11 protein-coding genes, 1 tRNA gene and 1 pseudogene are annotated in these 11,517 nt (G+C 64.7%); 7 read left to right on the top strand and 6 right to left on the bottom strand.

From position 1 onward, the window contains the following. From AC1DMG_RS15415 to AC1DMG_RS15405, 3 genes and pseudogenes are all read right to left on the bottom strand, one after another. Positions 1-431, bottom strand: a pseudogene (locus tag AC1DMG_RS15415) (thiazole synthase); the annotation flags it as partial. 60 nt (positions 432-491) lie between these two features. Further along, complete coding sequence (gene thiS / locus AC1DMG_RS15410; RefSeq protein ID WP_121882580.1) at positions 492-692, bottom strand: sulfur carrier protein ThiS; 201 nt, start codon at positions 690-692, stop codon at positions 492-494. Between the two features lie 90 nt (positions 693-782). Next, the gene (locus AC1DMG_RS15405) at positions 783-3,095 is read right to left on the bottom strand and encodes a DUF6600 domain-containing protein (RefSeq protein WP_477175009.1); all 2,313 of its coding nucleotides are present in this window, start codon (positions 3,093-3,095) and stop codon (positions 783-785) included. A gap of 309 nt (positions 3,096-3,404) precedes the next feature. Between AC1DMG_RS15405 and AC1DMG_RS15400 the strand changes: the two genes are divergently transcribed. The 6 genes from AC1DMG_RS15400 (at position 3,405) to AC1DMG_RS15375 (ending at position 7,788) form a co-directional block, all read left to right on the top strand. Beyond that, positions 3,405-3,478: transfer RNA gene (locus AC1DMG_RS15400), tRNA-Gly, on the top strand. Positions 3,479-3,566: 88 nt separating this feature from the next. After that, positions 3,567-4,022: an ATP-dependent zinc protease family protein gene (locus AC1DMG_RS15395; RefSeq protein ID WP_441604448.1), complete on the top strand. Its 456-nt coding sequence runs from the start codon at positions 3,567-3,569 to the stop codon at positions 4,020-4,022. Then, positions 4,019-4,936 (top strand): 30S ribosomal protein S6--L-glutamate ligase, encoded by a 918-nt coding sequence (gene rimK, locus AC1DMG_RS15390; RefSeq protein WP_441604447.1) that lies wholly within the window; start codon positions 4,019-4,021, stop codon positions 4,934-4,936. The genes AC1DMG_RS15395 and rimK overlap by 4 nt, the downstream gene beginning before the upstream one ends. Before the next feature lie 117 nt (positions 4,937-5,053). Beyond that, complete coding sequence (locus tag AC1DMG_RS15385; RefSeq protein WP_441604446.1) at positions 5,054-5,539, top strand: hypothetical protein; 486 nt, start codon at positions 5,054-5,056, stop codon at positions 5,537-5,539. 292 nt (positions 5,540-5,831) lie between these two features. Continuing rightward, positions 5,832-6,518, top strand: a complete 687-nt coding sequence (locus tag AC1DMG_RS15380; RefSeq protein ID WP_477180720.1) for a response regulator transcription factor — start codon at positions 5,832-5,834, stop codon at positions 6,516-6,518. Continuing rightward, positions 6,502-7,788 carry a sensor histidine kinase gene (locus AC1DMG_RS15375; protein WP_046972193.1) on the top strand — a complete coding sequence of 429 codons (1,287 nt, stop codon included), beginning with the start codon at positions 6,502-6,504 and terminating at the stop codon, positions 7,786-7,788. The genes AC1DMG_RS15380 and AC1DMG_RS15375 overlap by 17 nt, the downstream gene beginning before the upstream one ends. Positions 7,789-8,058: 270 nt before the next feature. On the opposite strand, the gene AC1DMG_RS15370 is transcribed toward AC1DMG_RS15375, so the two are convergent. From AC1DMG_RS15370 to metF, 3 genes are all read right to left on the bottom strand, one after another. After that, positions 8,059-8,976, bottom strand: a complete 918-nt coding sequence (locus tag AC1DMG_RS15370; protein ID WP_441604444.1) for a branched-chain amino acid transaminase — start codon at positions 8,974-8,976, stop codon at positions 8,059-8,061. 76 nt (positions 8,977-9,052) lie between these two features. Next, positions 9,053-9,664 (bottom strand): DUF4124 domain-containing protein, encoded by a 612-nt coding sequence (locus tag AC1DMG_RS15365; RefSeq protein WP_477175008.1) that lies wholly within the window; start codon positions 9,662-9,664, stop codon positions 9,053-9,055. Positions 9,665-9,692: 28 nt separating this feature from the next. Then, complete coding sequence (metF, locus tag AC1DMG_RS15360) at positions 9,693-10,520, bottom strand: methylenetetrahydrofolate reductase [NAD(P)H] (RefSeq protein ID WP_441604442.1); 828 nt, start codon at positions 10,518-10,520, stop codon at positions 9,693-9,695. Between the two features lie 217 nt (positions 10,521-10,737). Here metF and AC1DMG_RS15355 point away from each other — a divergent pair. Then, the coding region (locus tag AC1DMG_RS15355; RefSeq protein ID WP_477180719.1) for a cbb3-type cytochrome c oxidase subunit I at positions 10,738-11,517 on the top strand (780 nt) is incomplete at its 3' end.

Below are 11,517 nucleotides of genomic sequence, written 5' to 3'. Positions count from 1 at the left end.
CTGGTGTAGACCATCACGTCGAAGCCGTCGGCCACCAGCACTTCGGCCGCCTTGAGCGTTTCCACCACATCGGGGAAGAGCGTGCGCTGGTCGCCCAGCACTTCCAGTTTCACCAGCTTGTGGCCGTCGAGCAGCTCGCGTGCGAGCTTGCAGGTGCGCACGGCGTCCACTGCGTTGTAGCAGCCGGCGGTATTCGGCAGCAGGGTGAATTCTTCGGGCGGCAGCGCGTCCAGCAGGTTGGGCTGGCCGGCGTCCTGGCCAACGTTCACGCGGCGGATGGCAACGGTGACGATCTCGGCGCCGGCGGCCTGGCTGGCGCGGCGGGTCTCGTCGAAATCCTTGTACTTGCCGGTGCCGGTGAGCAGGCGCGAGCCATAGCTCTTGCCGGCGATGATCAGCGGGTCGGAAGCATCGAGCGTCTTGATATTCATCGTGAGGTCTTCAGTCTGCGGCGACGACTGGGCGTCGCATGAACGCGCATGCCCGGGCGATCAACCGCCGCCGATGGCATGGACGATTTCCACGCGGTCGCCGTCGGCCAGGCTATGGCTGGCGTGCAGGCTGCGCGGGACGATCTCTTGGTTCACTTCCACGGCGACGCGGCGCTGGCCGTAGCCGGCGTCTTCAAGCAATTGGGCGACGGTGGTGGCGGGGGCGCAGTCGCGCGGACTGCCATTGAGCGTGATGTGCATCCGTCCATTGTAGCGGCTGCCGGCCCGAATGCCGCCCTGGCGTGAAGAGGCCCGGCGGTGCCGGGCCTCCAGAGGACATCAAAGGGCGTGTCAATTGCGCTGCTGGTCGTCCCGACGCGGAGCCGCCCGGTGCTCCTCATGGTTGGGCTGCGGCTGACGCTGCTCCGGCCGCGCCTGGGGTTGTTGCGGCTGAGGATTGCCGCGGGGCACCTCGTTGCGCTGCTGCATCTCCTGCCGCTGTTGCATTTGCTGGCGTTGCTGCGCGGCGTCACGCTGCTGCATCTGCTGTTGCATCGCCTGGCGCTGCTGGAATTCTTGCTGCTGCATCTGCTGGCGTTGCTGCATCAGGTCGCGTTGCGGCGACTGTTGCTGCATCTGCATTACCTGGCGCTGTTGGACGTCCTGCTGCTGGGTTTGCTGGCGCTGCTCCAATTGCTGCTGTTGCGCGGCCCGTCGCTGCTGCATCTGCTGTTGCTGTATGTCCTGGCGCTGCTGCGCGGTGTTGTCCTGGCGCGCCTGTTGCGGTTGAGCCGGTTCGATGCGCGGCGGCGTGGGCAGGCTGCCCGGGGGCACCTGCTGGCTGCGCATGCGATCGGATTCCGCGCTGGGAATGAAGCTCACGCCCGGACGCGGCTGGTTGTCTCCGCCGCGCTGGATCTGGGCCTGGCCGTTCGGTCGAACAAAACGCGAGGACGGCAGCTCGCCCGGACGCATGGCGCCCGGTTCGTTGTCGCCGCGGGGTTGCGGGCGCGCCATGGGCGCGGCCGGGTTGCCGCGCATCGACGGGTTGGGCTGGCCAGCGGCAACCTCTTGCGGGCGATTGGGCGCACCGGCGCGCATGGCCGGCCCCTGGCCATTGAGGAGTCGCACATTATCCCGCTCGGGAGTCATGCGCGGATTGCCGGCGACGTTGGCCGGGCGACCGCCAAAATTCGCGGCCGGCGGGGTACGAGCCACCACTTCGCGCTGGAATCCGCCAGCCGGCAGGGGGCGTCCGTTGTTGGCGCGCGGCGGCGCAAAGCTGCTGCGTACAGGCGCGATCCCGGCGACGCCGCGCGGGGCGACCTGGGCATCGGCGAACCGCCGCGGATCCATACCCGCCATATGCTGCCGCGCATTGCGCGCCGCCACGAAATCCTGGCCCGACATGGCGCGGAACGCATGCGGCACGTCGCGGTTGATGTAGCGCTCGTTGGGCGCCGCGCGTCCGTCGCGGTAGTAGTTGTAGCGCTCGTTGATGTGGTTGATCACCAGGTTGCGGTTGTTGCGCACATAGATATTGGTGACATTGACGTTGGTGTAGTAGCCACGGCTGGCGCGATACCACGGGTTGTAGACCTCGCCCGGCCCGAGCGGGAACCAGCCCACCGGGCCGCCCACGCCGATGGATACGCCGCCACCGACAAAGGCCACCAGCGCCGGCGCGTAGACCGGGCGCACACCCACCGGCCCCGGCACCCAGCCCCAGCGGTTGTGCACATGGGCCCAGCGGCCATAGTGATAGGGCGCGAAACCCCAGGGCGCGGCATCCACCCAGGTCCAGCCCCACGGGCCGACGTACGACCAGTGGCCATCGCTGTAAGGCGACCAATCGGCGCCCACGCTTGCGGGATACCAGACCTGGCCGTAATCGGGATCGCTCTGCCAGTTGCCGTATTGGTTGAGATCCTGCGCGCCCACGATGTCCGGCGACACATTGGGGTCGGCGGGCATGGAGGCATACTGCTGGTTGCGGCTGTCCACCCAGTTGTCGAACTCGTCGCCGCCCTGGATGTCGTTGATGGTCACCACGCTCAGCGAGGAATCGACAAACTCGTACGAGCGGCCCGCGGCCACCATGCGCTGCGCGCCGCCCTCGCCATAGACCGTGGCGTGCCCGGCGAAGTCGGTGACGCGGGTGGACTTGCCATCCTCGCTGATATCGATGCGATAGCTGCCCGGTTGATCGATCACCAGGGCCACGGTGGGCGTATCGATTTCGTAGCTCTGGCCATCGTCGAGCCCCTGCACCGTCACGTTAGCCGTGCCCTGGGTCAGTTCGACCTGGGTCAGCTGGTCGTTGAGGGTGAGGAAGCCGAAGTTGGAGTCGTCCGCGATACGCAGGACGCCGCTGTCCAGCTGCAACTCGGCGCGCCCGCCGTCGCCGGTGGAAAGGCGGTCGCCGGTGGTCAGCGGGCGGTTGAGGCTGGCATCGCCCCAATCCTTTTCGCCAGCGGGGAGCAGACCCACGTCGCCGGTGCGATAGGACAGGCGTGCCACGCGCGAAGGCGGATCGCCGGCGCCATTGTCATCGGGTGGCGCCTGCGTCTGCGCCTGGCTAAGCCCGCTGGCGCAGATCAACAGGGCCGCTGCCATCCATCGCCAGCTTTGCGGCGATGTCAGGAAAGCAGAAAGCACACGCATCGGGTTCTCCGGAGCTGGACGCGATGGTTATCGCGGAATGGTTTCGTCGCCCGCAAGAACGCATGGGGGATTGCCGGCGCCGACGGCTGCATTATGCGGATGAGCGATCCATCCCTAGCAAGGACTGGCAAGGCCGCGTCAAAAAGTGGTTCAGCCGGCCGCCATGTCCGGTTCACGCCGGGTTGGGATAGCCAAATCCAGGCATACCGGGAAAACTGCGCCGTAAACCCGCGGCCATTGATGCGCAGTCCTCATCCGGGGGCGGCGGTTCCCAAGCCCCGCGGAGGCGGGTTACCATCGTCGAACGATGCGGGTGTAGCTCAATGGTAGAGCTGTAGCTTCCCAAGCTACTGACGAGGGTTCGATTCCCTTCACCCGCTCCATAGTTGGTCTCGACCCCGTTGCTCTCGACTCCATTGCTCTGGACCCCACCGAGCTCCCTACACGTAACCCTTGCGGCGTGCGCTGATCATGGCGGATGTGACTACCCTCGGCTGGCGGGAGCGCTTGGCATTGCCGATGCTCGGCATTCCTCTGCTCAAGGCCAAACTTGATACCGGCGCGCGCAGCAGTTCGTTGCACGTGGACTCGCTGGAAAGCTTTGTGCGCGCCGGCGATACGTGGCTGCGTTTCTCCGTCACCGTGGGTGGACGCCATCGTGTTGCCGTGACCTGCGAAACCCTCGCGCTGGACCGGCGTGCCGTCACCGATACGGGTGGCCGGCGCACGCTGCGCTGGTTTATCCGCACCGACGTGGTGGTGGGCGGTGAGCGCTTTGCCGTCGACATCAATCTGACCGACAGGCGCCATATGCTGTTTCCCATGCTGCTCGGCCGTAGCGCCTTGCACGGGCGATTTGCGGTGGATCCTGCGCTTTCCTACACACAGCCTCGACCGATCCGGGCGGGCACGACGGGTGTTTCATGAAAATTGCCATACTTTCGCGCAACACTCGTCTGTACTCGACGCAGCGCCTGGTCGATGTCGCGCGCGAGCGGGGACACGTCGTGCGCGTGCTCGATCCGCTGCGCTGCTACGTGCGCATCGCGCCGGGCAATATGTCCATCCGCTACAAGGGCAAGGCGATCAAGGGCATTGACGCAGTCATCCCGCGCATCGGCGTCACCAGCACGTTCTATGGCACTGCCGTGCTGCGCCAGCTGGAAATGATGGGTGTGTACACGCCCAATACCTCCGACTCGGTCTTGAGCGCACGCGACAAGCTGCGCTCGCTGCAGATCCTGGCGGCCAAGGGCCTGGACATGCCGGCCACGGTGTTCGGCGACAACCCCGACGACACCGCCGACGTGCTGGCCATGCTGGGCGAGCCGCCGCACGTGATCAAGCTCAATGAAGGCAGCCAGGGCACCGGCGTGGTGCTGGCCGAAAAGCGCAGTGCATCGCAGAGCGTCATCGAAGCCTTCCGCGGCCTCTACGCCAACTTCCTCGTGCAGGAGTTCATCGCCGAGGCCAAGGGTACCGACTTGCGCTGCTTCGTGGTGGGCAAGAAGGTGGTCGCGGCCATGCAGCGGGAGGCCAGCCCGGGCGAATTCCGCGCCAATATCCATCGCGGGGCCACCGCCAAGGCCGCCACGCTGAGCGCCGAGGAGCGCCGGATTGCCGTTCGTGCCGCCGCGGCCCTGGGCCTGGGCGTGGCCGGCGTGGACATGCTGCGCTCCAAACGCGGCCCCTTGATCCTGGAAGTGAACGCCTCGCCTGGCCTGGAGGGCATCGAGGCCGCCACCGGCGTGAATGTGGCGGGCGCGATCATCCAGCTCCTGGAAAACGAGTCGGGCGCCGTTGCGGCCCCCATCAAACGGCGCTCGCAACGGGCCGGCTGAGTTCATTTGTGCAGGACTACCACTTTTGGCCTTTGACCCCACGCCGAAAGCCGGCCTAGCATGGGAGTTCCTGCAGGGCGCGTCCCGAGGGGGGATGCCGCAGGGTGGAGGAAATCAATGAAGCGGAAGTACTGGCTGCCGGTCACGGCGGCGATGATGCTCGTGTTGCAGGTGGCGACGGTTCAAGCAAAGGAAACCAAGCCTGACGTCAAGGCCACTACCAAGGACGAATTCGCTGCGGTAGCCGACCATGTTCGTCAGCAGATGGCTCCCGGCGGTCGGTTCGATTCCGTGAAGGCAGGCGACCAGGCGACGGTTGATCGCGACCTCAGCAGCATGGAATCGCTGTACGACAAGTTCGGCACGGTCGACGCCATGGATCAGTCGGCCAAGGTCGATCTGTACAACAAGCAGTCGGAAGTGAACGCGATCCTGACCCGCAACGACGGCAATCGCGAAGTGTGCGAGCAGGTCAAGCCGATGGGCTCGAACATTCCCAAGACGGTGTGCAAGACCCAGCGTCAGATCAACGAAGAGAATGATCAGTCGCAGCGCATGAAGCAGGACATGATGAAGGTCCAGAATCCGCGGGGCGGCAATTAAGCCCATTAACGGCGTTGTGAGTAGCGGTTAACCGCCGTGTAACTGCACGACACCTATAAAGTCCCCACTGCAATTTGTTGGCACTTCCGTAAGGGCTGGTGACAGCAGATTTCGGTATCGGGGCAGTAGCTTGAGCCCAGGCGAGCGACCACGAGTCGAGCGGCCTGGGCTTTTTTCTTGCCCGATGCCCGGCCTCGTTCAGCTTTCTTCCCCGCGAGGCCCCTTTCCCCACCACAAGCTTGTTAAGCTTGTTGCCTCGGCCGGCCTCATGCCGGCTGCGTATGGAGGACGCATGCGCGTACTGGTGATCGAAGACAACAGCGATATCGCCACCAACATCGGCGATTATCTGGAAGACCGCGGCCATGTGGTCGATTTCGCCGGCGATGGCGTCACGGGGCTGCATCTGGCCGTCGTGCACGACTTTGACGTGATCGTGCTCGACCTGACCCTGCCGGGCATGGACGGCCTGGACGTGGCCCGCAAGCTGCGCCACGAGGCCCACAAGCAAACGCCGATCCTCATGCTGACCGCGCGTGATGCGCTGGAGCAGAAGCTCACCGGCTTTGAGTCTGGCGCCGACGACTACATGAYCAAGCCGTTCGCCCTGCAGGAACTGGCAGCGCGCCTGGAAGTGCTGGCCCGTCGCGGCAAGGGTCCGCAGAGCCGCGTCCTCAAGGTGGGTGATCTCACCTACAACCTCGACACGCTCACGGTCACCCGTGAAGGCAAGTCGATCCAGCTCAACCCGATCGGGCTGAAGCTGCTGCAGGCCCTGATGGAAGCGAGCCCCTCGGTGGTGACCCGCCAGGACCTGGAACAGCGCGTGTGGGGCGAAGAACTGCCCGACAGCGATTCGTTGCGCGTGCACATCCATGGTCTGCGTGCAGCCATCGACAAGCCGTTCGACAAGCCGCTGATCCACACGCGTCACGGTATCGGTTATCGAATGGTCGAACCGGATGCAGTCCAGGCGTAAGCTCAGGTTTCGCCTGGTCGTCTCCTTCGCGCTGTTCGGTTTCGGCCTCAGCGCGTTGTTTGCGTTTGCGGCGTTGAATATTCGCAGCAGGGTGGAGGACCAGTTGGTCAACTCCAGCCTGATTGACGATGCGAAATACGCCAACCAGTTTGCCCAGGCGCACCCCGATGCGCCCGGGCCCGGGTCGCGCCTGATCACCGGCATGACCAAGAGCGAGCGCACCCTCTACAAGGCGCCGTTGACGTGGCAGAACCTGGACACGGGTGTGCACGACATCAACGAAGTAGCGGATGACGGCACGCAACACCACTACAAGCTGGCCGTGTATCGCGAGAACGGCATCATCAGCTTTGTCCGCTACGACGTATCGCGTGAAGAGCTGGGCAAGCGCCAGCTGGTCATCAGCGTGATCGCCGCAGTGTTCCTGTTTGGTCTGTTGTCCTTGGTGCTTGGTTTTTGGCTGTCGCGCAAGGTACTCAAGCCGGTCAGCGAACTGGCGCGTCGTTTGCGCGACTTCCGTAAGAACGGTAAAGCCGAACCGTTGGCGCCGCATTTTGCCGATGACGAAGTGGGCGAGCTCGCGTTCGCACTCGACGAATACTCGCAACGACTCACCGCGATGGTGGAGCGCGACCGCGAATTCAACTCCGACGTGAGCCACGAGCTGCGCACGCCGCTGGCGGTCATTTCCAGCACCACCGAACTGCTGCAGGGCTCGCCTGATCTCACCGACAAGTTGCGCGAGCGCCTCAAGCGCATCGAGCGCTCGTCGCGTCAGGCGACCGAACTGATCGAGGCCTTGCTGCTGCTGTCGCGCGCGGAACGTCGCGGCCCCACGCGTGGCGAAACCACCGACGTGTGCAAGGTGGCCTCGGACGTGATCGAAAGCCAGCGTCCGCAAATGCGCGACAAGCCGCTGGAAGTGGAACTGCGAGTCAAGCATTCGGCAAGCATCAATGCGCCGGCATCGGTGCTCGCCGTGGCGCTCACCAACCTGATCGGCAACGCCATCAAGTACACGCTCGAAGGGCGTGTCACGGTGGAGGTGAGCGCCGATCGCATCGAAGTGATCGACACCGGCCCGGGCATCAAGCCTGAAGATGCCGAGCGTCTTTTCCAGCGTGGCGTGCGCGGCGAAGGTGCCGGTGGCAGCGGCGCGGGGCTGGGCCTGGCGATCGTGCGCCGCTTGTGTGATCTCTACGGTTGGGATGTGTCGATGCGTCCGCGTACCGATACCAATGGGGCCGTCGCGAGCATCGTGTTCGGTTGATCACATTGCGCGAGGTGCGCCTCGTTGTTTGCTCGTCATTCCGGCGCAGGCCGGAATCCAGTGGCGATCCAGCTAAGTTTTCGCAAGAGCCTTCACAGCAGGGTGTCATGACGCGACAGCCGGGCACAGACGCTACTGGATTCCGGCCTGCGCCGGAATGACGAGTAGGAAGGCAGCCTGCACCTGAGAGCGCCGCGATTTAGAGCCCATCAAAACAAAAGCGGCGCCATCACGGCGCCGCCTTCATGACCGCCGCTTTCCTTCAAAAACTCAAAGCGGCTCCAGCCAACCCCACTGGTCGTTGGTCTTGCCATTGAACAGGCCAAAGAACAGCTCCTGCAGGCGACGCGTCACGCGGCCGGCCTTGCCGCTGCCGATCTGCTTGCCGTCCACCGCGCGGATCGGCGTGATCTCCGCGGCCGTGCCGCACATCAGCAGTTCGTCGCACAAATAGAGGTATTCACGCGGGATATCGCGCTCGACCACTTCGATGCCGTCCTCGCGGGCCAGCGTCTTGATCGAGTCGCGCGTGATGCCGGCAAGGATGGATGCGCTGGCCGGAGTGGTGTGCAGCACGCCGTCGAACACCAGGAAAAGGTTCTCGCCCGCGCCTTCGCTGAGCAGGCCGGTGGAGGCCATGGCGATGCCTTCGCCGAAGCCCAGGCGGCGCGCTTCACGCGCGATCAGCTGGCCGGAAAGGTAATTGCCGCCGGCCTTGGCGCCGGCCGGAATGGTATTGGGCGCAAAGCGCTGCCAGCTCGACACGCAGGCATCGATGCCGCTTTCCAACGCCTCCGGACCGAGATACGGGCCCATCGGCCAGGCGGCGACGGCCACATCGATGGGCGTTTCCGCCGACAGGCCGAAACCACCCAGGCCGCGGTAAGCCACCGGGCGCAGGTAGGCGGCCGAGAGGCCGTTCTTGCGCACCACGTCGCGGCAGGCTGCAGCGAGCTCGTCCTGCGAGTAGGGCACGACCATGTCGTAGATCTTGGCCGACTGGTAGAGGCGCTTGAGGTGGTCGGTCAGGCGAAAAATCGCCGCGCCGTCCGGCGTGGCATAACTGCGGATGCCTTCGAACACCGACGAGCCGTAGTGCAGCGCATGCGCCATCACGTGCGTGGTGGCGTCCTGCCAGGGCTTGATGGCACCGTTCTGCCAGATCCAATCGGGGTACTGCTGCGCCATGGGGGATCTCCGGGGAAAAATCGCGCCATGATACCGCGGCGGCGGCATGGGCGATTTTGCGCAGCACCAATGCGGGTCAGCCCGAAGCGCGCAACCACAGGCAGCCGGAGCGCTTGACCACCGTGAAGCGGGTCTCGCGTGCCACGCCGCTGGCGTCCCCCGATGCCGTGCGTACGACCAGTTGCTGGTCGCCGCTCGATGAGGAAGGGGGCCGCGTCGCCTCGGCGGCGGGCGAGCTCAACAGTGGATCGTCGCTGGGGGGCGGCGGTGAGTCGTCGATTTCCGACGCCGTGCCGATATCGAGCAAGGGACGCTGCATCAGCGAACCGAGCGAGCGGATGTCTGCAACCACGGCATCACGGCCGTAGCCGTTCCAGATCATCAGCCCGGCCAGTCGATTGGGATCGCGCGCAGCGAACGCGTCGATCATGCCCTGGCGCAGCGCGCCTACCGACGTGGCGCAGCTCACCGGCGGCGGCGTGCTGGCGCCGAGGGTCGAGACGTCCTGCGTCACCGGTGCTTTCGTGGCCGCAGGTGGCGTATTCACCGGCGTCGCCTGCAGGGCGGCACACGGCTGATCGGTGAACAGGGGATTGCCGTCCGCGCCGATGCAGCGATGAATGCCGTCCTGCGCCATCGCGCAGAGCGGCAACAGGAACAGCAGTAGCGCGCAGCCGATTCGCTTCATCCATCGAGCTTACGCCCGATGTCGTTGCCTATCCGTGCAGCCGGTCGAGGATCGCAAGCGTGGGACGTGCGCGGTTCAAGGTATAGAAATGCAACGACGGCGCGCCGCCTTCCAGCAACCGGCGACACATTTGCGCCACCACGTCGGCGCCCAGCTCGCGGATCGAAGCGGCATCGTCACCGTGGGCCAGCATGCGCTTGGCGATCCAGCGCGGGATCTCGGCACCGCAGCCATCGGAGAAACGCTTGAGCTGCGAATAATTGGAGATGGGCATGATGCCGGGCACGATCGGCACCTTCACGCCAAGACGCCGCACGTCGTCGACGAAGCGGAAATAGGCATCGGCGTTGAAGAAGTACTGCGTGATCGCGCCATCGGCGCCGGCGTCCACCTTGGCCTTGAAATGGCGAAGGTCCGCCAGTGCATCGTCGGCCTGCGGATGCATTTCCGGGTACGCGGCCACTTCGATATGAAAGTGATCGCCCGAATGCTCGCGGATGAAACGCACCAGTTCGGATGCGTAACGGAAGTCGCCGGGCGTGGCCATGCCCGAGGGCAGGTCGCCGCGCAGTGCGACGATGCGTCGATAACCGGCCGCGCGATAGTCGTCGAGCAGGGCGCCCAGCTCCGCGCGCGTGCCGCCCACGCAGGAAAGGTGCGGCGCCACGCTAAGCCCGTGGGTCGTGTGCAGCCGGTGCACGGTTTCACCGGTGTAGCTCAGCGTTGACCCGCCTGCACCAAACGTCACCGAGACGTACTCGGGCGCACGGGACTTCAGCAGCGCCGCGGACTGGTCGAGCTGCGTGCGCTGTTCGTCGGTCTTGGGCGGGAAGAACTCAAAGCTGATGCTCGACATCGGGATGGTCCCTGCGGTGGCGTTGGGCGAGAGTATATATCTCTTTCTCGCGATATAGAGATGTCTAGACCAGGGTGGGCGTTCAGCCTCGCTGCCGCGCCCGCCTGCGACAAACCGCGGCAGGCGATGACGGCGTCGCCATTGATCCAGATCAATTGGCCACTTCCGCCCGGCCCCCAGACTCCCTTCCGTTCAGTTATGCCTAGGAGTGGGCTTCATGGTGGGCGTCGAGGGGAGTTACAACGACAAGGTCATACGGCAGTTTTCCGTGATGACCGTGGTCTGGGGCGTGGTCGGCATGCTGGTGGGCGTCTTCATCGCTGCCCAGCTGTATTGGCCCGCCCTCAATTTCGATATCCCGTGGCTCAGCTACGGCCGACTGCGCCCACTGCATACCAATGCGGTGATTTTTGCGTTCGGCGGTTGCGCGCTGTTCGCCACGAGCCTGTACACCGTGCAGCGCACCTGCCATGTGCGCCTGATCTCCGACAAGCTCGCCGCCTTCGTGTTCTGGGGCTGGCAACTGGTGATCGTGGCCGCCGCCATTTCGTTGCCACTGGGCTATACCCAGGGCAAGGAGTACGCCGAACTCGAGTGGCCGATCGCCATCCTGATCACCATCGTGTGGGTGGCGTATGCGGTGTTGTTCTTCGGCACCATCGTCAAGCGCAAGGTGAAGCACATCTACGTCGCCAACTGGTTCTACGGCGCGTACATCATCACCATTGCGTTGTTGCATGTGGTCAACCATCTGGCCATTCCGGCCGGCCCGATGAAGTCGTACTCGGTGTATTCGGGTGCGGTGGATGCGATGGTGCAGTGGTGGTACGGCCATAACGCGGTGGGTTTCTTCCTGACCACCGCCTTCCTCGGCATGATGTATTACTTCGTGCCCAAGCAGGCCGATCGCCCGATCTATTCGTATCGACTGTCGATCGTGCACTTCTGGGCGCTGATCGCCATCTACATGTGGGCCGGTCCGCATCACCTGCAGTAC

The organism is Dyella sp. 01N36, assembly GCF_056399745.1.
This window is presented reverse-complemented; position numbering and strand designations above follow the sequence as displayed.

Bases quoted from the DNA above. Each gene is read 5' to 3' on its own strand.
- AC1DMG_RS15375 (WP_046972193.1), top strand. From the start codon at position 6,502: ATGCAGTCCAGGCGTAAGCTCAGGTTTCGCCTGGTCGTCTCCTTCGCG.
- AC1DMG_RS15385 (WP_441604446.1), top strand. From the start codon at position 5,054: ATGAAGCGGAAGTACTGGCTGCCGGTCACGGCGGCGATGATGCTCGTG.
- metF (WP_441604442.1), bottom strand. From the start codon at position 10,520: ATGTCGAGCATCAGCTTTGAGTTCTTCCCGCCCAAGACCGACGAACAG.
- AC1DMG_RS15395 (WP_441604448.1), top strand. From the start codon at position 3,567: ATGGCGGATGTGACTACCCTCGGCTGGCGGGAGCGCTTGGCATTGCCG.
- AC1DMG_RS15365 (WP_477175008.1), bottom strand. From the start codon at position 9,664: ATGAAGCGAATCGGCTGCGCGCTACTGCTGTTCCTGTTGCCGCTCTGC.
- AC1DMG_RS15405 (WP_477175009.1), bottom strand. From the start codon at position 3,095: ATGCGTGTGCTTTCTGCTTTCCTGACATCGCCGCAAAGCTGGCGATGG.
- AC1DMG_RS15370 (WP_441604444.1), bottom strand. From the start codon at position 8,976: ATGGCGCAGCAGTACCCCGATTGGATCTGGCAGAACGGTGCCATCAAG.
- rimK (WP_441604447.1), top strand. From the start codon at position 4,019: ATGAAAATTGCCATACTTTCGCGCAACACTCGTCTGTACTCGACGCAG.
- thiS (WP_121882580.1), bottom strand. From the start codon at position 692: ATGCACATCACGCTCAATGGCAGTCCGCGCGACTGCGCCCCCGCCACC.